Origin of the sequence: Methylobacterium sp. yr668 (assembly GCF_900116245.1) — a bacterium.
In the GTDB taxonomy this organism is placed as follows: domain Bacteria; phylum Pseudomonadota; class Alphaproteobacteria; order Rhizobiales; family Beijerinckiaceae; genus Methylobacterium.
In genome coordinates this window covers 104,583-126,985 of sequence record NZ_FOZY01000015.1, presented here as the reverse complement: position 1 = coordinate 126,985, position 22,403 = coordinate 104,583, and the positions used below count along the sequence as shown (strand labels likewise).

General features: G+C 73.0%; 24 protein-coding genes. 13 read left to right on the top strand and 11 right to left on the bottom strand.

Going from position 1 to position 22,403, the window contains the following annotated elements; translation table 11 throughout:
- Positions 1-425: 425 nt before the first annotated feature.
- The 5 genes from BM419_RS19210 to BM419_RS19190 form a co-directional block, all read right to left on the bottom strand.
- Positions 426-1,754 carry an MFS transporter gene (locus BM419_RS19210; RefSeq protein ID WP_056523767.1) on the bottom strand — a complete coding sequence of 443 codons (1,329 nt, stop codon included), beginning with the start codon at positions 1,752-1,754 and terminating at the stop codon, positions 426-428.
- Positions 1,755-2,038: 284 nt separating this feature from the next.
- Entirely contained in the window at positions 2,039-2,965 is a 927-nt protein-coding gene (locus BM419_RS19205; RefSeq protein ID WP_056523764.1) for a hydroxymethylglutaryl-CoA lyase, read from the bottom strand.
- Positions 2,962-4,155, bottom strand: a complete 1,194-nt coding sequence (locus BM419_RS19200; RefSeq protein ID WP_020093779.1) for a CaiB/BaiF CoA transferase family protein — start codon at positions 4,153-4,155, stop codon at positions 2,962-2,964. Before BM419_RS19200 ends, BM419_RS19205 begins: the two co-directional genes overlap by 4 nt.
- A 100-nt stretch (positions 4,156-4,255) precedes the next feature.
- Entirely contained in the window at positions 4,256-5,176 is a 921-nt protein-coding gene (locus tag BM419_RS19195; protein WP_091927378.1) for a LysR family transcriptional regulator, read from the bottom strand.
- A gap of 25 nt (positions 5,177-5,201) precedes the next feature.
- Positions 5,202-5,576: a hypothetical protein gene (locus BM419_RS19190; protein ID WP_020093781.1), complete on the bottom strand. Its 375-nt coding sequence runs from the start codon at positions 5,574-5,576 to the stop codon at positions 5,202-5,204.
- A 218-nt stretch (positions 5,577-5,794) separates the two neighbouring features.
- On the opposite strand from BM419_RS19190, the gene BM419_RS19185 reads away from it, so the two are divergent.
- The 9 genes from BM419_RS19185 to BM419_RS19145 all read left to right on the top strand — a co-directional run bounded on the left by BM419_RS19185 (position 5,795) and on the right by BM419_RS19145 (position 14,431).
- Positions 5,795-6,430, top strand: coding sequence for a LemA family protein (locus BM419_RS19185; RefSeq protein WP_020093782.1), 636 nt, complete (start codon positions 5,795-5,797; stop codon positions 6,428-6,430).
- 109 nt (positions 6,431-6,539) lie between these two features.
- Positions 6,540-7,253 carry a TPM domain-containing protein gene (locus BM419_RS19180; RefSeq protein ID WP_244539994.1) on the top strand — a complete coding sequence of 238 codons (714 nt, stop codon included), beginning with the start codon at positions 6,540-6,542 and terminating at the stop codon, positions 7,251-7,253.
- The gene (locus BM419_RS19175; RefSeq protein ID WP_091927376.1) at positions 7,243-7,875 is read left to right on the top strand and encodes a TPM domain-containing protein; all 633 of its coding nucleotides are present in this window, start codon (positions 7,243-7,245) and stop codon (positions 7,873-7,875) included. The genes BM419_RS19180 and BM419_RS19175 overlap by 11 nt, the downstream gene beginning before the upstream one ends.
- Before the next feature lie 303 nt (positions 7,876-8,178).
- Positions 8,179-9,495: a glycosyltransferase gene (locus BM419_RS19170; protein ID WP_091927375.1), complete on the top strand. Its 1,317-nt coding sequence runs from the start codon at positions 8,179-8,181 to the stop codon at positions 9,493-9,495.
- Entirely contained in the window at positions 9,495-9,731 is a 237-nt protein-coding gene (locus BM419_RS19165) for a ferredoxin (protein WP_091927398.1), read from the top strand. Before BM419_RS19170 ends, BM419_RS19165 begins: the two co-directional genes overlap by 1 nt.
- Positions 9,728-11,053 carry an NAD(P)/FAD-dependent oxidoreductase gene (locus BM419_RS19160; protein ID WP_091927374.1) on the top strand — a complete coding sequence of 442 codons (1,326 nt, stop codon included), beginning with the start codon at positions 9,728-9,730 and terminating at the stop codon, positions 11,051-11,053. The genes BM419_RS19165 and BM419_RS19160 overlap by 4 nt, the downstream gene beginning before the upstream one ends.
- Positions 11,046-12,287, top strand: a complete 1,242-nt coding sequence (locus BM419_RS19155) for a cytochrome P450 (protein WP_091927373.1) — start codon at positions 11,046-11,048, stop codon at positions 12,285-12,287. The genes BM419_RS19160 and BM419_RS19155 overlap by 8 nt, the downstream gene beginning before the upstream one ends.
- Before the next feature lie 185 nt (positions 12,288-12,472).
- The gene (locus BM419_RS19150) at positions 12,473-13,648 is read left to right on the top strand and encodes a zinc-dependent alcohol dehydrogenase (protein ID WP_091927372.1); all 1,176 of its coding nucleotides are present in this window, start codon (positions 12,473-12,475) and stop codon (positions 13,646-13,648) included.
- 114 nt (positions 13,649-13,762) lie between these two features.
- Complete coding sequence (locus BM419_RS19145; RefSeq protein ID WP_091927371.1) at positions 13,763-14,431, top strand: SOS response-associated peptidase; 669 nt, start codon at positions 13,763-13,765, stop codon at positions 14,429-14,431.
- 6 nt (positions 14,432-14,437) lie between these two features.
- Here the strand turns inward: BM419_RS19145 and BM419_RS19140 are convergent, their stop codons facing one another.
- From BM419_RS19140 to BM419_RS19130, 3 genes are all read right to left on the bottom strand, one after another.
- A complete protein-coding gene (locus BM419_RS19140) occupies positions 14,438-15,208 on the bottom strand; it encodes a lytic transglycosylase domain-containing protein (protein ID WP_091927370.1) in 771 nt (256 codons plus the stop codon).
- 72 nt (positions 15,209-15,280) lie between these two features.
- A complete protein-coding gene (locus tag BM419_RS19135) occupies positions 15,281-15,541 on the bottom strand; it encodes a hypothetical protein (RefSeq protein WP_020093792.1) in 261 nt (86 codons plus the stop codon).
- Between the two features lie 48 nt (positions 15,542-15,589).
- Positions 15,590-15,880, bottom strand: coding sequence for a hypothetical protein (locus BM419_RS19130; RefSeq protein WP_175556328.1), 291 nt, complete (start codon positions 15,878-15,880; stop codon positions 15,590-15,592).
- A gap of 137 nt (positions 15,881-16,017) precedes the next feature.
- Here BM419_RS19130 and BM419_RS19125 point away from each other — a divergent pair, with 137 nt between their 5' ends.
- Positions 16,018-16,239 (top strand): hypothetical protein, encoded by a 222-nt coding sequence (locus BM419_RS19125; RefSeq protein ID WP_091927369.1) that lies wholly within the window; start codon positions 16,018-16,020, stop codon positions 16,237-16,239.
- Positions 16,240-16,372: 133 nt separating this feature from the next.
- On the opposite strand, the gene BM419_RS19120 is transcribed toward BM419_RS19125, so the two are convergent.
- Entirely contained in the window at positions 16,373-17,632 is a 1,260-nt protein-coding gene (locus BM419_RS19120; protein ID WP_244540800.1) for a hypothetical protein, read from the bottom strand.
- Between the two features lie 115 nt (positions 17,633-17,747).
- Between BM419_RS19120 and BM419_RS19115 the strand changes: the two genes are divergently transcribed.
- From BM419_RS19115 to der, 3 genes are all read left to right on the top strand, one after another.
- Complete coding sequence (locus tag BM419_RS19115; protein ID WP_091927368.1) at positions 17,748-18,359, top strand: NnrU family protein; 612 nt, start codon at positions 17,748-17,750, stop codon at positions 18,357-18,359.
- A 128-nt stretch (positions 18,360-18,487) separates the two neighbouring features.
- A complete protein-coding gene (locus BM419_RS19110; protein WP_091927367.1) occupies positions 18,488-19,198 on the top strand; it encodes a tetratricopeptide repeat protein in 711 nt (236 codons plus the stop codon).
- 31 nt (positions 19,199-19,229) lie between these two features.
- A complete protein-coding gene (der, locus tag BM419_RS19105; RefSeq protein WP_020093798.1) occupies positions 19,230-20,579 on the top strand; it encodes a ribosome biogenesis GTPase Der in 1,350 nt (449 codons plus the stop codon).
- A 123-nt stretch (positions 20,580-20,702) separates the two neighbouring features.
- On the opposite strand, the gene BM419_RS19100 is transcribed toward der, so the two are convergent.
- Entirely contained in the window at positions 20,703-21,821 is a 1,119-nt protein-coding gene (locus tag BM419_RS19100) for a carboxylate-amine ligase (RefSeq protein WP_091927366.1), read from the bottom strand.
- A gap of 58 nt (positions 21,822-21,879) precedes the next feature.
- Positions 21,880-22,290 carry a dihydrofolate reductase gene (locus tag BM419_RS19095; protein ID WP_012320823.1) on the bottom strand — a complete coding sequence of 137 codons (411 nt, stop codon included), beginning with the start codon at positions 22,288-22,290 and terminating at the stop codon, positions 21,880-21,882.
- Positions 22,291-22,403: the final 113 nt, after the last annotated feature.

Sequence of the window (22,403 nt, the reverse complement as noted above, 5' to 3'; positions counted from 1 at the left end):
CGGGCCAGCCGAGGGATTTCTACCTCAAGTTGATTTCACTCCGTTTCTTGAGGTTGCAGATAATATACAATATGAGCGGCCGGCGGTTTGTCCGGCAGCGCGAGGTTTTTTGCTCCACCGCGCAACCGGCGGCATTCCCGCCATGGTTACTGATACGTTCACTGATTTCGGCCGCTGAGATCGGCGTCTGAACCGGATATCGGCATCGGCCGATCCCGGCGGCGCGCAACCTCGGGGGCCCCGGCGCCGATCCGGGACCGCTCGGTCGCGGCGGTCGCGCGCCTGACCGATCCCGCCCGCGCGGCGTGCGGCCACGCCCGTCTCGCCCCGCTCCGGGGCCGTCGCGGCCCGACGGTCCGGAACGGCCGGCCCGCGCCGGCCCGCCGCGATGCGCCGCCCCGGCCGCGCCGGGGCGGCGGTCCATGTCACGCCGCGCGGTCGCTCCGGCGCAGGCTCGCCGGCATGGCGAAGAGCGCGAGCCCGGCGGCGACGAGGCAGAGCACGCCGATCCCGTAGAGCGCGGGCGTCGTCGAGCCGGTGAGATCCTTCACCCAGCCGACCATCACCGGGCTGACGATGCCGCCGAACTGGCCGAGCGTGTTGATCAGCGCGATCCCGCCCGCCGCGCCGACGCCGGTGACGAGCTTGGCCGGCAGGGTCCAGAAGGTCGGGATCGACGCGACGATGCCGGCGCCCAGCAGCGCCAGGGCGAACATCAGCGGCACGATGTGCTTGTCGAACAGGCCGGCGCCGAAGAAGCCGAGCGCCGCCGCGATGGCGAGGCCCGCGACGAATTTCGGCCGCTCGCCCGAGGCGTCGGACAGGCGCCCGATCACCACCATGCTGATCGCCCCGCAGATGTAGGGGATCGCCGTCAGGAAGCCCACCGAGGCCGCCTGCCCGCCGCTCGCGGTCTTGATCAGGTCCGGCCCCCAGAAGTTCAGGCCGTACGAGCCGATCTGGAGCAGGAAGTAGATCAGCGCGATCATCAGGAAGCCGGGCTGCTTGATCGCCCCGATCAGCGAGTGGTCGCCGATGTCCCGGTTGTGGTGTGCGATCCGGCTCGACAGGAGCGCCTTCTCGGGCTCGGACAGCCAGCGCGCATCGGCGATCCGGTCGTCGAGGCGCGTCAGCACGAGCATTCCGAGCACGAGGCAGGGCAGGCCGCCGGCCAGGAACAGCCATTGCCAGCCGGCGAGGCCGCCGACGCCGTTGAGGCCGCCGAGGATCAGGCCCGCCACCGGCGCCCCGAAGATCCCCGAGAAGGCCGAGGCCACGAACATGAACGAGGTGATGCGGCCGCGATGCGAGGCCGGGAACCAGATGGTCAGGTAATAGAGGATACCCGGCGCGAAGCCCGCCTCCATGGCGCCGATCAGGAAGCGCAGGGCGTAGAAGTGCCACTCGCTGCGGATGAAGATCATCAGCGCGGTGGCGATGCCCCAGGAGATCATGATCCGGGCGATCCAGCGCCGCGCCCCGACCCGGTAGAGGAACAGGTTCGAGGGCACCTCGAAGATCACGTAACCGACGACGAACATGCTCGCGCCGAGCCCGTAGGCGACGTTGCTGAAGCCGAGGTCGCTCTGGAGCTGGAACTTGGCGAAGCTGATGTTGATGCGGTCGAAGAACGCGAACATGTAGCAGATCATGATCAGCGGCATGAGCCGCCACGCGACCTTGCGGACGACGCCGGTCTCCGTCACCGCGCCGGCCTCGGCGGCGGCCGGCGACCCGGACAGGGCTGCGGTCATGGTTTCCTCCGTGGTGTGTTCTTGAGGGACGTGTCGTGGGCGGTGCCGCCTTCGGGCGGGCGGCTTGTCCGCGTGAACTCAGAGCCTGTGCGACCGGGCCTCTCCAACCCGCGCCCTCATCCTGAGGTGCGGCGAAGCTGCCTCGAAGGAGGCGTCCAGCCGGACGTGCGATCCCTGGAGGCCTCCTTCGAGGCCTCCGCTGCGCTCCGTCCCCTCAGGATGAGGGCGCGAGCGGGATCTCCGTCGTGACGAGAAGGCTCAAGGATGCAGGAGCTGACAGAGTCTCAGGCCGCCCGGGCGGGGGCCGGATGCAGGTCGCAGGGCCGTCCGGCCTTGGCGACCTGGCCGGGCACGTCGTGGCCGACGAGGCGCGGCAGGTCCCGCGACAGGCCGATCAGCGCCGGGAGGTCGAGGCCTGTCGGCAGGCCCATCTCGTGGGCCATGCTGACGAGATCCTCGGTGCAGATGTTGCCGGTGGCACCGGGCGCGAACGGGCAGCCGCCCAGGCCGCCGAGCGCCGCATCGAAGCGCCGGGCGCCCGCGTCGTAGGCCGCCAGCACGTTGGCGAGGCCGAGGCCGCGCGTGTTGTGGAAGTGGAGCGTCAGGCGCCCGGGACCGACCAGGGGCAGGACCCGCGCGACGAGGCGGCTCACCTGCCGGGGATTGGCCATGCCGGTCGTGTCGGCCAGCGTCACCCCGTCGACGCCCAGCGACAGGTAGCGCTCCACCTGCGCGACGACCCTGTCGGCCGGCTGGTCGCCCTCGAACGGGCAGCCGAAGGCGGTCGCCACCGTGGCGTTGGTGCTGAGCGGGGCGCCGCGCACCGAATCCATGATCCGCGCGAAGCCGGCGATCGAGTCGGCCGGGCTCATGCCCATGTTGGCGCGGTTGTGGGTCTCACTCACCGAGGCGACGAGGTTGATCTCGTCGACCCTGGCGGCGAGCGCCCGCTCGGCGCCCTTCGGGTTCGGCACCAGGGCGACGTAGACGGTCCCGGGCCGGCGCCGGATCCCGGAGAAGACCTCGGCCGCGTCGGCGAGCGCCGGCACCGCCTTCGGCGAGACGAAGGACGAGACCTCGATCCGGCTGAAGCCGGCCGCCGCCAGGGCGTCGATCAGGCGGATCTTCTCCGCCGTCGGCACGAAGACCGGCTCGATCTGGAAGCCGTCGCGGGTCGCGACCTCCTGGACGATCAGCGCGTCGCCGCTCATGCCACGGCTCCCTTCTCGCGCAGCGCGGCGATGCGCGCCGGGTCGAGACCGAGCTCGGCGAGCACGGAATCGGTGTGGGCGCCGAGGGCCGGCCCCTGCCAGCGGACCTCGCCGGGCGTGTCGGAGAGCTTCGGGACGATGCCGGGCATCTTCACCGCGGTCCCGCCGGGCAGCTCCGCCTGCAGGATCATGTCGCGCGCCTGATAATGCGGGTCGGCCACGATGTCGGCCACCGAGTAGATGCGGCCGGCCGGCACGTCGGCGGCGTCGAGGGCGGCGAGCGCCTCCTCGACCGTCTGCGTCTTCGACCAGTCGGCGATGGTGCCGTCCAGCATGGCGGATTGCCTGGAGCGGCCCTCGTTGTTGCGCAGCGCCGGGTCGTCCGCGAGGTCGGGCCGGCCGATCGCCGTCATCAGGCGGCGGAAGATCGGGTCGCTGTTGCCGGCGATGACCACGTAGCCGCCGTCCCGCGTCGGGTAGGTGTTCGACGGGGTGATGCCCGGCAGGGCGCCGCCGGTGCGGGTGCGGACCTCGCCCAGCAGGTCGTATTCCGGGACGAGGCTCTCCATGACGTTGAACACGCTCTCGACGAGCGAGACGTCGATGACCTGGCCCGCGCCCTGCCCGGTCTTGACCCGCAGCAGGGCCATCAGCGCGCCGATGACGCCGTGGAGCGAGGCAAGGGTGTCGCCGATGCTGACGCCGACCCGGGCCGGCGGGGCCTCCGGGCTGCCGGTGGTGAAGCGGATGCCGCCCATCGACTCGCCGATGGCGCCGAAGCCGGGCCGGTCGCGGTAGGGGCCGGTCTGGCCGTAGCCCGAGATCCGGACCATCACGAGCTTCGGGTTGAGGGCGGAGAGCACGTCCCAGCCGAGGCCGAGCTTCTCCAGGCCGCCGGGACGGAAGTTCTCGACCACCACGTCGGCGCTCGCGGCGAGCTGCTTGACGATGTCGAGCCCCTCGGGCGACTTCAGATTGACGGCGATCGACTTCTTGTTGCGCGACTGCAGGTACCACCAGAGCGAGGTGCCCTCGTGCATCTTGCGCCACTTCCGGAGGGGATCGCCCTCACCCGGGGGCTCGACCTTGATGACCTCGGCGCCGAACTCGGCCATCAGCCGCGTCGCGAAGGGCGCGGCGATCAGCTGACCGAGCTCGAGAACGCGGATACCGCTGAGCGGACCGGACACGGCTTTCCTCCATCGTTTGTTGCCCCGGAGATAGGGCTCTTCCGGTAGCCAAGTCCAAACGCCATGCACCACCGTGCGTTCGCCGCAGGAGAACGCACGCTCAGCGACCGGCGGCCCGGAGATGCTCCAGCAGGAGGGCGGCCGCCGGCGACAGGGCGCCCGGGCGGACCACGAGGCGCAGCGTGCGCACGGCCCAGGGATCGGTGAGCGGCACCGCGGCGAGCCGCATCGGGGGGCCGAGCAGGGCGTAGACGCGCTCCGGCACGGTCCCGAGGCCGAGCCCGACCTGCGCCATGCGGCAGATCGCGTCGAAGCTCGGGACGTGCATGCGCAGCCGCAGCGGCCGGCCGAGGCGCCGGGCCTCGTCGCGCAGGGCGGCGTAGATCGAGCTCTCCGCGTGCAGCCCGACATGGTCGTAGTCGAGTGTGTCGGCCAGCGCGACGGCGCCGCGGCCGCTCAGGGGATGTCCGGCCGGCATCACAAGGACGAGGCGGTCGCTCCGGTACGGGTAGGCGGTGAGGCTGCGGGTGTCGGTGTTGTCCGCGCAGAGGCCGAGATCGGCGAAGCCCTCCTCGACGCCGGCGACGACGCCGCCGCTCGGCCGCTCCTCCAGGTCGACCCGGATCCCGTCCTGCGCCGCCAGGAACGCCTGCAGGTCCTCGGGCAGGAACTCCACGATGGCCGAGAGGTTCGCGAGCACCCGCACGAAGCCGCGCACGCCCCGGGCGTGCTCGGCGAGTTCCAGGGCGATCTGCTCGGCGCTCGCCAGCATCCGGCGGGTGTGGTGCAGCAGGGTCTCGCCCGCCGGGGTGAGCCGCATGCCGCGCGGCTCGCGGGTGAGCAGGGTGCAGCCCAGCGCGTGCTCCAGCTCGGCGAGGCGCTTGCTCACCGCCGAGGGCGCGATCGCCGCCCGGCGGGCCGCGCCGTTCAGGGTCCCCTCCGCGCAGATGGCCGCGAACAGCCGGAGCGTCTTCAGGTCGAGGCGGCTCTGGGTCGCGGCCGCGGGCAGGTCGGCGGACATCCGGCGGCTCGTTGCGGGCGCGCCGTCAATCGCGGGATCCGACCGGCTGGCCGTAGGTGCCGAGACCGGCCTTGGCCCCCTCCCGGTTGACGAGGCCGAAGCGCAGCACAGCCTGCTCCAGGTAGTCGATCGCGTCGACGAGGTGGGCGCGCGCCGCGGCGACGCTCTCGTCCCCCTCCTCGACCGGTGTCTCGGCGAGCTTCACGGCGGCGATCAGGACGCGGTCGCGCTCGTCCTCGATCCGCGGATCGCGGGCGAGGTGGCCCCGGACCCGGGCGTCGAACGTCGCGATAACCGACCAGGGCAGCGCGTCCTTGCCGGACGGCGCCCGGTACGCCCGAGCGTGGCGCCGCGCGTCGGCGCTGGCGGCCCTGACATCGTCGGCGAGTGCTGCATCCATTCCCGGCCTCCGCGGCGCCGCGCCGATCGGTCTTCGGCCGGACCATCGGCTCGAGGGTCCGAACGTGCGCCGGCCCGGTCCGTTGCCGACGCCCTTAGCGGGCCGTGCCACAAACCTTCAAGACCCGTCGGGCGAGGGCCTTACCTTGGCGGTTCCGGCCCTTATCTCTCGGGCTCGTGATCAAGCGGCCGAGTCTCGGCCGGCAGATGGGGGACGATATGGGAACGACGCTGACGGCCGGCGCGGTGCGCCGGACATCGCCCGCGGCGCGCCTCCTCGGCGTGCTCTCGGTGATCCTGGTGGCCGCGGGTCTCTCCGGCTGCGGGGCGGTGAACCGGGTGCCGACGCTGCAGGAGCAGGCCAAATCCGCGTGGAGCGAGGTGCAGAACCAGTACCAGCGGCGGGCCGACCTGATCCCCAACCTCGTCGAGACCGTGAAGGGCTACGCCCAGCAGGAGAAGGACGTGCTGATCGGCGTCACCGAGGCGCGCGCCAAGGCGTCCAGCGTAAAGGTCGACGCCTCCACGGTCAGCGATCCGCAGAAGTTCAAGGAGTACCAGGACGCCCAGAACCAGCTCTCGGGCGCACTCGGACGCCTCTTGGTGACGGTGGAGCGGTATCCCGACCTCAAGTCGAACCAGAACTTCCTCGCCCTGCAATCCCAGCTGGAGGGCACCGAGAACCGCATCGCGGTGGCGCGGCGCGACTACATCACGGCGGTCCAGGCCTACAACACCGAGGTGCGCACGATCCCGGGCCGCTGGATCGCGGCCGTGCTGTACCCCGACGCCAAGCCGATGGAGACCTTCACGGCGACGCCGAACGCCGACCGGCCGCCGAACGTGAAGTTCTAGGGTGGCGTATATGGGCCGGACCTCGAGCCGGGCCGTGCCCGTCCGGGTGCGGCACGTCCTGTCGCTCGCCGTCCTGGCGGCGTGCCTGACGATCACCACGATCGGGGCGATGGCTGCCGAGCTGACCTTCCCGGCGCTGACCGGGCGCGTGGTCGACGCGGCGGGCATCCTGACGCCGGAGCAGCGCGGCACCCTCGAGGCCAAGCTCAAGGCGCACGAGGACAAGACCTCGGACCAGGTCGTCGTCGCCACGGTGCCGAACCTGCAGGGCACGACCGTCGAGGACTACGCCAACCGCCTGTTCCGGGACTGGAAACTCGGGCAGGCCAAGACCAACAACGGCGTCCTGCTGCTGGTGGCCCCGAGCGAGCGGAAGGTCCGGATCGAGGTCGGCTACGGCCTGGAGGGGGCGCTGACCGACGCCCTGTCCAAGGTGATCATTGCCGGCGCCATCACGCCGCGCTTCAAGACCGGCGACTATTTCGGCGGCCTCGACGCCGGCGTCGACGGCATCCTGTCGATCCTGGCCGGCGACGCGCAGGACTGGCAGCGCAAGCCGCAGGTGCGGTCCGACGAGGTCGATCCCGCCCAGGTGGCGGTCTTCGTCGTCCTGCTCCTGATCGTGGTGTTCGTCGCGTGGCGCATGAGCCGCGGCGGCCGGTCGAGGTCCGGCGGCCTCGTCATCCTGCCGGGGCCCGGCTCGGGCGGGTGGGGCGGCGGCTTCTCGGACGGCGGGTCGGGCGGCTCCTCGGGCGGTTTCGACGGTGGATTTTCCGGCGGCGGCGGCTCGTCGGGCGGCGGAGGGGCCTCCGGTGACTGGTAGACGCGCGGCTGTCCTGACTCCGGAAGCGCGGGAGCGGCTCGCCCAGGCGGTCGGGCGCGCGGAGGCCGGGACCTCCGGCGAGATCGTCGTGATGGTGAGCCGGCGCGCCGGCGCCTACCGCTCGATCGTGCTGCTCACCGCCCTCGTCGCGGCGCTGGTCCTGCCCTGGCCGCTGATCGCCCTGACCGCCTGGAGCGCTGCGTCGATCCTGCTGGCGCAGGCGGCCCTCGTGGCGGCGATCCTCGCGGCGAGCCAGAACGAGCGGCTGCGCATGGCCCTGGTGCCGCGCCGCCTGCGCCGCGCCCGCGCCCGGGAGGCGGCCCGGCGGGCCTTCTGGTCGCGCGGCCTGAGCCTGACGCGCCGGCGCACCGGCATCCTGCTCTACCTGTCGCTCGCCGAGCGGCACGCCGAGATCGTCACCGATCTCGGCGTCCTGCGGGAGATCCCGCCCTCCGCCTGGGACGGGATCCTCGCCGAGCTCATACCGGCGCTCGGGCGCGGCGCCATCGAGGACGGCCTGACGGCGGCGGTCGCGCGCGTCGGGGCCTGCCTGGCGGAGCACCTCCCCGCGGGCCCGGGCGATCCCGACGAGCTGCCGAACCGGGTCGTCGTGGTCGACTGACGGCGCCGCCGGCCGTCGCGGTCGGGCGCCGGTGACGCGTCATCCGAACGGTGGACGCGCCGAGATCCGGCAGGCCGCACGATCGCTGTGGCCTGTGACACTCCGATATTGCGTCGGACTTCAACCGGATGCCATGGTGCGGCGCCGCACCAAGCACCTTGGGGTTGTGTAACTGCGCTGGACCGGCCGCGATTTCCCCTGTGAGTCCGGCGCGCCGGGGGCCACGGGGCACCCGCGCGTGAAGGCGCCGGCACCCGAGCAGGAGCGACGCCGGCCCGACCGGCGGCGCTCGAGGAGGCCGTGATGAAGATCCTGATCGCCGCGACGCCGCTCACCGGCCACGTGAACCCGCTCCTCGCCATCGGTCGGACGGCGGCAGCCCGGGGGGACGACGTCCTCGTGCTCACCGACCCGGCCTTCCGGCCGAAGGTCGAAGCGGCGAGCCTGCGCTTCACGCCCTACGCGGACAACCACGCGGCCGAGTACCGCGAGACCGAGCTGCCGGCCGGCCCGGAGCGCTACCGCCGCGAGTTCGAGCGGCGGTTCGTGGATCCGATGCCAGTTCAGGCCGCCGCCCTGCGGGCGCTGATCGCGGCCGAGGCGCCCGACGTGATCCTGGCCGGCAGCATGTTCCTGGGCGCGCTGCCGCTGCTGCTCGACAGCGCGCCGCGGCCGCCGATCGTGACCGTCAACGTCAGCATCCTGTTCCTCGACCGGCCCGACCGCGCGCCCGTGGGCCTCGGCCTGCCGCCGGCCCGCGACCGGGACGATCTCGTCCGCTACGCGACCCTGAAGGCCGGCATGGACGCGGCCTTCGTCAACCCGGTGCGGGCCTACACGGACGCGAAGCTCGCCGCGCTCGGCCTGCCGCCCCTGCCGGCGTCCCTGCCCCACTCGATCGTGGTCCTGCCGGACCTGTTCCTGCAGCCGACCGTACCGGGCTTCGAGTACGAGTACGGCGCCCTGCCGCCCGGCCTGCGCTTCATCGGCCTGCTCGATCCGCCGACGCCGCCCGCGCCGCTCCCGGACTGGTGGCCCGATCTGGAGGCGGCGAACGCGGCGGGCCGGCCCGTCGTGCTGGTCACCCAGGGCACGCTGGCCAACGCGGATTTCGGCGAGCTGGTCGAGCCGACCCTGACCGCCCTGGCCGACCGGGACGATCTGCTGGTCCTGGCCACCACCGGCGGCCGCCCGGTAGACGCGCTGAAGGTTCCGGTCCCGGCCAACGCCCGGGTGTCGTGCTTCCTGCCGTTCCGCGAATTGCTGCCGCGGGTGAGCGTGCTGGTGACCAACGGCGGCTACGGCAGCGTCTCGCAGGCGCTCGCCGCCGGCGTGCCGATCGTGTCGGCCGGCCTGACCGAGGACAAGGCGGAGGTGAACGCGCGCATCGGCTGGTCCGGCGTCGGGATCAACCTCGGGACCAACGCGCCGGCCCCGGAGGCGGTCGGCGCCGCGGTGGCGCGGGTGCTCGGCGAGCCCGACTTCCGGGCGCGCGCCGGGGCGCTGCGGGACGCCTTCGCGGCCCGGGACGCCATGGCGTCGATCCTGACGGCTCTGGACGATCTCGCGCGCGCCGGGACCGATGCCGGGACCGCGCGCCGGCTGGCGAGGTCGGCGTGATGCCGACCTCCGACACCGCGGCGCTCCGGGTCGTCGTGGATCTCAACCGCTGCCAGGGCTACGCCCAGTGCTGCTACGCCGCGCCGGACGCCTTCGCGATCCGCGGCCACGAGATCCTGTTCTACGATCCCGCGCCGCCGGCCGATCGCCGCGGCGCCATCGAGCGGGCCGTGCAGGCCTGCCCGGTCCGCGCCATCAGCCTCCAGGCCGGCCCGGACGACGGAGACGCGCCGTGACTGCCGAACCCGCCGGCATCGTCGTGGTCGGCGCCTCCCTCGCCGGCCTGCGCGGCGCCGAGACGCTGCGGCGGGGCGGGTACGACGGCCCGCTCACGCTGGTCGGCGCCGAGCCGTACCGGCCCTACGACCGGCCGCCCCTGTCGAAGCACGTGCTCGCCGGGGAACTCGCCGCCGACGCGACCCGGCTGCCGGAACTGGCGGATCTGCGCGCCCGCTGGCGTCTCGGGAGCCCGGCCGTCGCCCTCGACCGGGCAGCCCGCACGCTCCGGCTCGCCGACGGGTCGGCGCTGGCCTACGAGGCCCTGCTCATCGCCACCGGCGCCGAGGCCCGGCCCTGGCCGGCCGAGACCGGCGGCGGGCTCGCCGGCATCTTCACCCTGCGCGGGCGCGACGACGCGGCCGCCCTGCGGGACGCCCTGCTGGCGCGCCCGCGGCAGGTGCTCATCGTCGGCGGCGGCCTGATCGGTTGCGAGGCGGCCTCCTGCCTGCGCGACCTCGGCCTGCCCGTGACCCTGGTCGATCCGAACGCGGCGCCCCTCGCCCGCGGTCTCGGGACCTTCGTCGGCGGCGTGATCGCCGAGCGTTTGCGCGAATCCGGCGCCACGTTCCGCCCCGGCACGATGGTGCGGGCGTTCGAGGGCGACGCGGCGGGGCACGTCGCCCGGGCCCGGCTGGCGGACGGCAGCACCGTCGAGACCAACCTCGTCATCGCCGCCCTTGGGGCGACCCGGGCGACGGGCTGGCTGCGGGGCGCGGGCCTGCGCGCCGATGCCGGCGGCGTGACCTGCGACGCCGCCTGCCGGGTCCTCGACGCCGACGGGGTGCCCTGCCCGGACATCTACGCCGCGGGCGACGTCGCCCGGTGGCCGATCCCGCTCTACGGCAATCGCCTGATCGCCGTGGAGCACTGGGGCAACGCCGTCGAGCAGGCCGCCCACGCCGCGAGCAACATGCTGGCCGGGCCCGACGAGCAGCGCCCCTACGGCCACCTGCCGGCCTTCTGGTCGAGCCAGTTCGGGATCAACATCAAGCTGGTCGGCCTCCCCGACGGCGCCGATTCCGTGGCGGTGGTGCAGGGTTCGCGGGCCTCCCGGCGCTTCCTCGCCGTCTACGGCCGCGCCGGGCGCAGCATCGCGGCCGTCTCGTTCGATCAGGCCCGCTGGCTGCCAGCTTACGCGGAGGCGATCACGGCCGGCGACCCGTTCCCGCCGATCACCGACGCCACCGACCGGCCGCGCGTCGAGATGGCGGCACCGGGCTTCCCGCCGCCGCACCGAGCCGCCCCGGCGCGGCCTTCCGCCGAGACCGTCCATGTCTGACGACGCGCTGTTCGCCGCCGTGATGGATCCGGCCAACCGGGCCGATCCGTACCCGCTCTATCGACGGATGCGGCAGCAGCCGGTCTCCCGCCAGCGCGACGGCAGCTACGTCGTCTCCACGCACGCGGCGATCCGCAGCCTGCTGTTCGACCCGCGGCTCAGCTCCGAGGATCTGCCGCCGCCGCGGCGGCCCCGCACCGGCAACCCGCTCAAGGACCTGATCCTCAACCCGATCAAGAACCGCATCAGCGCCACGCACCGCCCGTTCATCTTCCGCGATCCGCCGGACCACGACCGGCTGCGCAGTCTGGTGATGCGGGAATTCTCGATCGCGCGGGTTCAGGCGCTGCGGCCGCGGATCGCCCGGGAGGTGGACGGCCTGATCGACGCCTGCCGGGACCGGCGGGAGGTCTGTCTCGTGAGCGACCTCTCCTACCCGCTGCCGGTGACGGTGATCTGCGAGCTGCTCGGCGTGCCGCGCGAGGACGAGCCGCGGTTCCAGGCCTGGGCGACGCAGCTCGCCACGGCCGTCGAGCCGGACGCGCGCCACGACGACGCGACCCGGCGCCAGATCGTCGGCGCCTTCGACGAGATCGCCGCCTACATGCGCGACCTCATCCGCGAGAAGCGGCGGCGCCCGGCCGACGACATGCTGAGCGGCCTTGCCGCCCCCGGTCCGGACGGCCGGAAGCAGATGAGCGACTTCGACCTCCTGTCGACGGCGGTCCTGCTGCTGGTCGCCGGTCACGAGACCACCGTGAACCTCATCACCAACGCCATGCTGACCCTGCTCCGGCACCCCGAGGAGCTGGAGCGGCTCCGGGCCGATCCGGAGCGGGCGCCGCGGCTGATCGAGGAGGTCCTGCGCTACGAGCCGCCAGTGCACTTCCGGACCCGCAAGGCCCTCGGCGCGATCGCGGTGGCCGGCGAGATGATCCCGAAGGGGGCACCCGTCATCCTGATGTTCGCCGCCGCGAACCGCGATCCCGACCGGTTCGCGGATCCCGACCGCTTCGATCCCGACCGGGGCGACATCGAGCATTTCGGCTTCGGCGGGGGCCTGCACTACTGCGTCGGCGCGCCCCTGGCGCGGCTCGAGGCCGAGATCGCCCTGGTAGCGCTGAGCCGCCGCCTCGTCGCCCCGCGGCTCGCGGTCGATCCGCCGCCCTACCGGCCGGGCGCGTCGCTCCGGGGGCCCGAGCAGCTCGGCATCGGCATCGACGGGATCGCCTGATCCGGACCGGGCCGGCGCGAGTCGTAAAGCGACGGTGAACGGGGCTGTTTCACGTGAAACATTCGTAAACCCCTTCGCCGCGGTCGCCCGGACGGCGTCGCAGGAACTTGGCCGTGCCGAAGCGGGCTTTACGGGAGAGCGGCCGAGACGGCCGCAATCCCGAGAGCTTCCGGAGAGACGACGCCATGAAGGCATTGTGCTGGCACGGCCGCAACGACATCCGCTGCGACACGGTCCCGGATCCGGTCATCGAGGATTCCCGCGACGTCATCATCAAGGTGACGAGCTGCGCGATCTGCGGCTCGGACCTGCACCTGATGGACGGCCTGATGCCGACCATGAAGAGCGGCGACGTCCTCGGCCACGAATTCATGGGCGAGGTCGTCGAGGTCGGACAGGGCTTCACCAAGTTCAAGAAGGGCGACCGGATCGTGGTGCCCTTCAACATCAATTGCGGTGCATGCCGGCAGTGCAAGCTCGGCAACTTCTCGGTCTGCGAGCGGTCGAACCGCAACGCCGAGATGGCGGCCGCGCAGTTCGGCTACACGACGGCCGGCCTGTTCGGCTACTCGCACCTCACCGGCGGCTACGCGGGTGGCCAGGCCGAGTACGTGCGCGTGCCCATGGCGGACGTCGCGCCCATGAAGGTGCCGGACGGCATGGACGACGAATCCGTCCTGTTCCTTACCGACATCCTGCCCACCGGCTGGCAGGGCGCCGAGCACTGCGAGATCCGGGGCGGCGAGACGATCGCGGTCTGGGGCACCGGCCCGGTCGGCATCTTCGCGATCCAGTCCGCGAAGATCATGGGGGCCGGGCGGATCATCGCCATCGAGACCGTGCCCGAGCGGATCGCCCTGGCCAAGAAGGCCGGCGCCACCGACGTCATCGACTTCATGAACGAGGACGTGTTCGAGCGGATCAAGGAGATCACCAAGGGCCAGGGCGCCGACGGCGTGATCGACTGCGTCGGCATGGAGGCGAGCGCCGGCCACGGCGGCCTCACCGGCATGCTGTCGACGGTGCAGGAGAAGCTCACCGCCACCGAGCGCCCCTACGCGCTGGCCGAGGCCATCAAGGCGGTCCGCCCCTGCGGGATCGTCTCGGTGCCGGGCGTCTACGGCGGCCCGATTCCGGTCAACATGGGCTCGATCGTCCAGAAGGGCCTGACCCTCAAGAGCGGCCAGACGCACGTGAAGCGCTACCTCGAGCCGCTGACCAAGCTGATCCAGGAGGGCAAGATCGACATGACCTCCCTGATCACCCACCGCTCGCAGGATCTCGCGGAGGGCCCGGACCTCTACAAGACCTTCCGCGACAAGAAGGACGGCTGCGTGAAGGTGGTGTTCCACCTGAGCTGAGGCGGCGGCGTCCCGGTCGGCGATCGGCCGGGACGCCCCTCTCCGCCGGGCTGGGCGCGGCGTCCCGAAAGCGTGTAGAGCCGGCAACGCGCTCACCGAGCACGCGGGGTGTCCATGTGCAATCTCTACAGCCTGCGGACCGGCCCGGCGGACCTGCGCCGGGCCTTCGAGATCGCGGAGGATCGCACCGGAAACCTCCCGCTGTTGCCGGCTATCTTTCCCGACCAGCTGGCGCCTGTGGTCCTGAACGGCGCGACTGGCCGCGACCTCGCGATGATGCGCTGGGGCATGCCCGGCCCGAAGGCGTTCGGCGAGCACCCGATCACCAACGTGCGCAACGCCGCGAGCCCGCACTGGCGGCCCTGGCTCGGCGTCGCCCACCGCTGCCTCGTGCCGGTCACCGCCTTCAGCGAGTACGCCGACACCAAGCCGCGCAAGACGCCCGTCTGGTTCGCCCTCGACGAGGACCGGCCGCTCTTCGCCTTCGCGGGGATCTGGCGGCCCTGGACCGGCGTGCGCGGCACGAAGCGCGAGAACCCCGACCGGGTCGCCGCGGAGCACCGGCTCTTCGCCTTCCTGACCACCGAGGCGAACGGCGTCGTCGGGCCGGTCCATCCCAAGGCCATGCCGGTCCTGCTCACGAAGCCGGAGGAATGGGCGACGTGGCTGGAGGCGCCGACCGCGGAGGCGCTCCGGCTCCAGCGGCCGCTCCCGGACACGGCGATGCGCGAGGTCGCCCGCGGCGCGCGCTCGGACGGGCCGGAGGCCGAAGCCGAGGCGTGAGGGGCGCTAGCCGCCGGCCGGCTCGCCGGAGGACCCGTCGGGCGCGGCCGACCAGCCGCGGGCCCGCCAGCGCGACACCACGGCGGCGTTGAGCCGGGCGATGCGCGCCCGGTGCGCCTCCCAGAACGACATCGGCTTCGCCGGGACGGCGGCGACGCGGGTCCGCTGGACGGGGCCCGTCGGCCGCGCGGCGAGGCGGTCCGGCGCGGCCACGCGGGCGCTCACCCGGACGACGCGCGCCTCCGGGTTGCCGAGGATCGCCTGGGCGCGGGCGCAGTAGAGCTGCGACAGCGGCGACATCGCCTCCGAACCGTGGCCGGCCCGGTACTTCATCAGGGCGCGGCAGAGGTCCCCGTCGGCCCGGCGCCACGCCTCGGCGAGGTAGCGGACGCCGTAGCGGACGTTGATCTCCGGCGACGCCAGCTCGGCGACGGTGCCGCGGAAGCCGAGCATCGCCGCGGTGGTCGGGCGGACCTGCATCAGACCGACCTCGCCGACGCTGCCGACGACGGTGGGATCGTAGCCGCTCTCGATCCGCGCGACGGCGTCGGCCACCGCGAGGGGCAGGCCGGTGCCGGCGGCCTCGCGGGCGATGAGCGGCAGGTAGCGGGCGCGGGCGTCGGCGGCGACCGGTGCGGGCGCGGGCACGGCCGCAGGCGCGGGCGGGACCGGCGGCAGCGAGGCCATGCCGACGGCGTGCACCGCCAGGAAGGTGGCGGGCCGGGCCTGCGCGGGGGCGGCGCAGGTCAGCAGCAGGAGAAGCAACGGAGCGCGCATCGGCCGCCACGGAGAGGAACCGGGACCTGTCTATCCCGGCCGCCTCAACGAAGCCTTTCGCCGGCGCGCGCCCTACTGGATGGGGCCGCGGTCCCGCGCCTGCAGCAGCCGCAGGGCCTCGCCCAGGACCGCGTGGAGGTCAGCCGCGCCTTGCTGGCTCAGCGGCAGGCCGACCCGCTGCCCGTGGATCGTGTCGAGGACCAGCATGGCGAGGTCCTCGCCGATCAGCAGGTTGGATCCGGGCAGGCAGAGCGGCAGGACGAAATCGCCCTCGACCTCGCCGAGGGCGTCGACCGCGTCCGCGGGCCGGAAGGGCGGTTTCCGATCGGTCATCGCTCCCCTCCTCGCATTCCTCCCGGCGCCGGTCCCCGGCGCCGCGGCTCAGCCGCGGTCCGGCATCCGCACCGACCGCACCGTGAGCGTGTCGATCTCCAGCGAGCCGACCTCCAGGGTGCCGACCCGGGCGCGGCCCACCGAGAGGCGGCCGATCGCGAAGGCGCCGACTGCCACGACGCCGAGGGCCGCGGCCCCGAGGGCCAGCGCGCCCAGGGCCGACGCCCCGATCGCCCCCGCGCCGACGGCGCCCGATCCCAGGATCGCCATGTCGTGGGACGGGATCACCCCCGTCCCGTCGGGGCGGCTCTGCGCCTCCGGAACCCTCGAACGCGACATGCGGATTCCTCTCCGAGCGGGCGACTCCGGAGCCAGCTATACCCGACGTTAACCGCGTTTTCACGCCGCTCGGAGACGATGGCGCTCGATCCCGGCCGGCCCGGACCGCGCGTCCGCCGCCAGAGAGGACGTCGCCCGTGCAGCACCTGTTCCAGGCCGTCGCGATCTTCGCGTTCGGCTGCCTGCTGATCCATGCCGGTCGCGCCTATGCCCGGGCGACCACGCTCCTGCTCTCCGCGACCGTGCTGATGCTGAGCGTCACCCTCGGCACCGTGCTCTGCCAGCGGATCGGCCTCCCGGGGCGCTCCGTCGCGGCCGGCCCGTCCTACACGGTGGCACTCGGCCGGCCGCCTCAGTAGAGCCGCGTCTGGTAGGACGCGGCGATCGTCGCCTCGGCCTCCGCCACGTCGGCCGCCGCGGTCCGGTCGGACGGGATGCGGCCGAGGCTCGGGAAGCTGTTCCGCGCGGCGGGGCCGCGCCGGTCGAGCGGGATCAGGGCCAGACGCGGATCGCCACCGGGCGGCGCAGCAGGTCGCGGTCGGAGGTGATAGTGCAGCCCTCCGTGCGCAGGCTCGCGTAGGTCAGCAGCGCCCGGTCGCCGACGTCGTCGAAGTTGCGGCCGCGCGCGTCCGGGTCGAGCAGCGACGGGTAGGCGAGGAGCGGCGCCGTCGCCGCGCACGGGTCGTCGTAGAGGGTTGCGCCCTCGAGCAGCAGGCGCGGGCTGTCCCAGGTGATCAGGTCGCGGGAGGTGGTCCAGTAGAAGCCCGACCGGGGAAAGCCCTCCCCCGCCTTGGCCATGAACACGGCGATCCAGGCGCCCGTGCCGCGGTGTCGAACGACGGCGCCGACCGGGCCCGGGAACGGCCCGACCGGCCGGCAGGTCGCCGTGTTCGGGCGGGCAGCGCGGTAGGGGTCCGGGAAGGCGGCGTTGAAGCCGGTGCCGGTCCAGGCCCGCCAGCGGGTCGGATCGGCCGGGTCGTCGCTGCGGAACAGGCAGACCCCGGCCTCCTGACCGCTGCCCGGTCGGGTCCAGCCGGTGGTCGAGGCGAGGAAGTACCGCCACGTCCCGTCCGCGACGATGTTCGACGGGTTGAAGAAGCCGCGGTGGCGGCCCTGGTCGATCTCCTGCCGGAACGGCGCCCCGGCGACCACGACAGGCGGGCTCTGCCGCTTGAAGCTGCGGCCGCCATCCGTCGAGGCGGCGGCCGTGATCGTGTTGTACCAGCAGGCCATGTAGCTGGCCGCCGGGCAGCGGCCGGGATGTTCGTTGGCTTGGTACTCGTGGTGGAGGAGCGCGGCCACGCGGCTCCCGTCCTCGGTCCAGGTGGCGGTGATCCAGGAGCGGTCGTCGTAGGCGGCCGGGTCGGGCTTCTCGCCCGAATCGAGCACCACCGCGCAGTCGATCTTGAGATGCTCGAGGTCGGGACCGCGCAGCGCCCGGTTGCGGTAATGCATCCCGTAGAGCGCCACCGCGCCCGACGCGTCCCGGAAGGCGCGCGCCGGCGCGTCGGGCACGTCGGCGCCGTCGCAGGCGTCGCGCCCCGCCTTGAAGACGAGCGCGGGCGGCCCGACCAGCGTCAGCGCCGACAGCGGCGGCTCGGGCGCGGCCGCGGCAACGCGCGCGAGGAGCGCCAGGGATAGCGCCAGGGGGAGCGCCAGGGAAAGCGTCGGCAGGATCCGGCGCGCCGCCGTCCCGGAGCCGGTTGGGCGCGCGGCGCGCGTCCGTCCGGCGATCCCGTCCGCCCAGCCCATGGTCGCCATCCGGCTGCGTCCCGGCCGCGCCTGGACAAACAGGCGGAGATTCGCTTGAGAACCGTTACAGAGTGCTTGCCGCCGACCGACCGCGCGGCCCGACCGAAAGTCATCCATGGTTCTCCTGATCCTCGGGCTGGTGCTGTTCCTCGGCACCCACGCCTTCTCGATGGCCCGCACCCGCCGCGCCGCGATCGTCGGCCGGATCGGCGAGGGCCGCTACAAGCTCGGCTACACCGCCCTGTCGCTGCTCGGACTGGTGCTGATCGGGATCGGCTTCCACGATTACCGGCTCGCCGGCTACATCCCGGTCTGGGACCCGCCGGTCTGGACGCGCCACCTCGCCCTGACGCTGGTCTGGGCCGCCTTCGTGTGCCTCGCGGCCGCCTACCTGCCGGGCCACATCCGCGCCAAGGCCAAGCACCCGATGCTGCTCGCCGTGAAGATCTGGGCGACGGCGCACCTCCTCGCCAACGGCGATCTCGGCTCGATGCTGCTGTTCGGCGGCTTCCTCGCCTGGGCGGTGACCGCCCGGATCAGCGCCAAGCGCCGGAATCTCGCCCCGGGGGCGGTCGCGGCCCAGCACGGCGGTCCGGCGGCGGCCCCGCTGGGATGGCGCAACGACGTCCTGGCCCTGGTGATCGGCACGGCCGCGTGGTTCGTCTTCGCCCGCTACCTGCACTACCCGGTGATCGGCGTGCCGGTCTGGCCGGGCACCCCGGCCTGAGCCGCCCCCCGAGACGACACACGAGGCGGCCCCGAGACATGGCCTGTCGCCAACCCGGCGCCCGTGTGTTAGGCGCGGGGCCCGAACGCGACGAGGTGGCCCGCTGAGATCATGCGGGCCGGGATAGAATGGCCGAGAACAACGAGTTCCTCCGCGAAGTCGACGAGGATTACCGCCGCGACCGGATCCTCCAGATCTGGAAGCGCTACAGCGGCGTGATCATCGCGCTCGCCGTGCTCCTGGTGGCGGGCGTCGCGGGCTGGCGCTACTGGCAGGCCCAGCAGCGCGCGGCGGCCGAGGTGGCCTCGGTGCAGTTCGACGACGCCAACCGCCTCGCCAAGGACGGCAAGGTCGCGGAGGCCGACAAGGCCTTCGACGCCCTCGAGGCGCAGGGTCCGGCCGGCTACCGCCTGCTCGCCCGGTTCCGCGCCGCGGCGGAGACCGGCAAGCGCGACCCGGCGGCCGGGGCCGCGGAGTTCGACAAGCTCGCCGACGATACCGGCCTCGGCGACGGCCTGCGCGACCTCGCGCGCCTGCGCGCCGCGCTGCTGCGCCTCGACGGGCAGAACCCGGATCCGGCGCTCGCCAACCTCCAGGGCCTCGCGGCCGGGACCCCGTTCCGCCACACCGCCCGCGAGATGCTGGGCCTCGCCGCCCTGAAGAAGGGCGATTACGAGGACGCCAGCCGCTGGTTCGACCAGATCGTGGCCGATCCCGACACGCCACGGAACCTGCGCGAGCGGATCGAGGTCTACGCGGCGATCGTGGCGGGCGGTCCCGTGACGGTGACCGCGGCCAAGCCCGAGCCCGCCGCGCCGCCGCCGCCGATCACGCGCTGATTTCATCGTCCGGACTGTCTCGAGAACCACCATGGATATGCCGACCGTCGCGATCGTCGGGAGGCCGAACGTCGGCAAGTCGACCCTGTTCAACCGCCTCGTGGGCAAGAAGCTCGCGCTGGTCGACGACCGCCCGGGCGTGACCCGCGACCGGCGCGAGGGCGACGTCGCGTTCGGCGGCCTCCAGTTCCGGGTGATCGACACCGCCGGCCTGGAAGAGGCCGACGAGAAGACCCTCACGGGCCGGATGCGGATGCAGACCGAGGCGGCGATCCTCGCCGCCGACGTGGTCCTGTTCGTGATCGACGCCCGCGCCGGCGTGCTTCCGGCCGACCAGCCCTTCGCCGAGCTGGTGCGCCGCGCCGGCTGCCCGGTGATCCTGATCGCCAACAAGGCCGAGGGCGGCGCCGGCCTCGCCGGCGCCTACGAGGCCTTCACCCTCGGGCTCGGCGACCCGATCCCGTTCTCCGCCGAGCACGGCGAGGGCCTGGGCGAGCTGCACGAGGCGCTCAAGGGCGCCCTGCCCCAGCGCGACGAGGACGAGGAAGCCGACGACGACGCCCCCGGCGGCCGCGCCCTGAAGGTCGCGATCGTGGGCCGCCCGAATGCCGGCAAGTCGACCCTGATCAACAACATGCTCGGTGAGGACCGGCTGCTCGTCGGCCCCGAGGCCGGCATCACCCGCGACTCGATCTCCCTGGACTGGGAGTGGCGCGGGCGGCGGATCAAGCTGCACGACACCGCCGGGATGCGCCGCCGCGCCCGGATCGACGACAAGCTGGAGAAGCTCGCGGTCTCGGACGGCCTGCGCGCGGTGCGCTTCGCCGAGGTGGTGGTGGTGCTCCTCGACGCGACGATCCCGTTCGAGAAGCAGGACCTCACCATCGTCGACCTCGTCGAGAGCGAGGGCCGCGCCCTGGTGATCGGCCTCAACAAGTGGGATCTGGTCGCCGACCAGCCGGGCCTGCTCAAGCAGCTCCGCGAGGATTGCACCCGGCTGCTGCCGCAGGTGCGCGGCGTCGGTGTCGTGCCGCTCTCGGGTCTCGCCGGCGACGGCGTCGACAAGCTGATGCAGGCGGTGGTGCAGGCCGCCGAGGTCTGGGACCGGCGCGTCTCGACCTCGCGCATCAATGACTGGCTGAACGAGGCCACCTCCCGCAACCCGCCGCCGGCGGTGTCGGGCCGGCGGATCAAGATCCGCTACGCTACCCAGGTGAAGAGCCGGCCACCGCACTTCGCGCTGTTCGGCAACCAGCTCAACGCCCTGCCGAAATCCTACACGCGCTACCTCGTGAACGGCCTGCGCGAGGCGTTCGACCTGCCGGGCACGCCGATCCGCCTGTCCCTGCGCACCTCGCAGAACCCGTTCGACAAGGGCTGATCCGAGCTCCTGTCGTCCTTGCGAGCGGAGCGAAGCAACCCAGTGTCGCGCCGCGCTGGTCGAGGTCGCGGCACCCCGGGTCACGTCGCTCCGCTCGTGATGACGGCGCGGATGCGGCAGTGCTCAGCGCGCCGCGTCGGCGATCCAGTCCACCGCGGCCGCCAGCGCGGCGCGCTCGTCCTGATCCGCGGCGAGCGCGGCCTCGTAGGCCGCGATCTGCCCGTCCGCGCTGGTCCCCTCGGCCACGATCGCCCGCGCGCGGGCCACGTCCGCCGCGCAGCCGAGAGCGTCCGCGTCCTCGGCCACCAGCGTGAGCACCGCCTCCAGCGCCTCGGCGAACGGCACGGCCTCGCCGCGCGCCTCGTCGATCAGGGACGCGGCGACGCCGCTGTGCTGGGCGCGCCAGAGGTTCTCCGAGGCCAGCGCCCGCGAGACGCCGTCGAGCCCGGCATGGAGGTCCGGCCGGCGCGCGCACAGGCGTACGAGGCAGCGGAACAGCGCGGCGACGCAGAGCGAATCGTCGAGGCGCGTGCAGGCGTCGGCGATGCGCAGCTCCAGGGTCGGGAACTTGATGGAGGGCCGCAGCGACCACCACAGGAAGCTCGCGTCCGCGATGGCGCCCGACCGGGTCATGATGGCGACGAACCGCGCGTGGGCGTCCGAGTCAGTGAACAGTTCCGGCAGGCCGGTGCGCGGCAATTCCCCGAAGACGCTGAGCCGGTAGGCCCGCAGGCCCGTCGCCTCGCCCTGCCAGAACGGCGAGGAGGCCGACAGCGCGAGCAGCAGCGGCTGGAACGGCAGCAGCCGGTTCATCAGGTCGACCCGGGCGTCGGGGTCCGGAACCTGGACGTGGACGTGCATGCCGCAGATCAGGGCCCGCCGCGCCGCGATGCCGACATCCGACAGGATGCCCTTGTAGCGCGCGCCGTCGGTGGCGGTCTGGCGCGACCAGCGCGCGAGGGGGTGCGTGCCGCAGGCCAGCAGCCGGAGGCCGTTCTCGGCCGCGATCCCGGCGAGCTGCGCCCGCTGGCCGCCGAGGTTGTCGCGGGCGGCCGCCGCGTCGGTGAGCGGCGGCGTGCAGACCTCGACCTGCGCGGCGACCAGCTCGCGGCCCGTCTCGGGGAGCTCCGCCTTGACCCGCGCGTGGAAGGCGGCGAGGTCGCCCCGCGGCGTCCCCCGGGTCTCGGCATCGGCCAGGAAGTACTCCTCCTCGATGCCGAAGCGGTAGCTGGGGGCGCTCATCGTGGTCTCCGGAAACGCGACGCGTGCGCCAACGCGCCGGCCCGCAGGAAGGTGCCGCTCAGGGCGTCCGCAGCGGCCCGCCGACCAGCCAGGCGGGGTCGAACCAGCGGTCGGCCTCGCCGTCGTAGGGCAGGCGCGTGATGTCCCAGTTCTGGATGTACCGCGCGTAGACGTTCCACACCGCGATCCCGCCGCCGACGAAGATCCGCCGCCCGGGATAGCGCTTGAGCACCGCCTCCGGATCCTCGTGGCTGCGGATCACGTCGATGGTGCGGTCCTTGAAGGCGAATTCGGGTACCGAGGCCACCGTCTTCGGCCCGGCGATCAGCACGTGGCCCATGGTGAGGGCGAAGAAGCGCGTGACGTCCTCCACGAAGAGCGGGTCGGTGTTGCCCTCCCAGGGCAGGTGGCCGTTGAGGCCGAGCTGGCCTCGCAGGCCGATCGCGCAGATGCAGCGGACGTCGATCATCGTGATGAACTCAGAGAGGAAGATCAGGCCCGTCCCATACAACCCCTCATCCCGAGATGCCCGCGCGAGCGGACCGCGAAGGAGGGCTCCAGGGATCGCGCGACCTCCGGGCC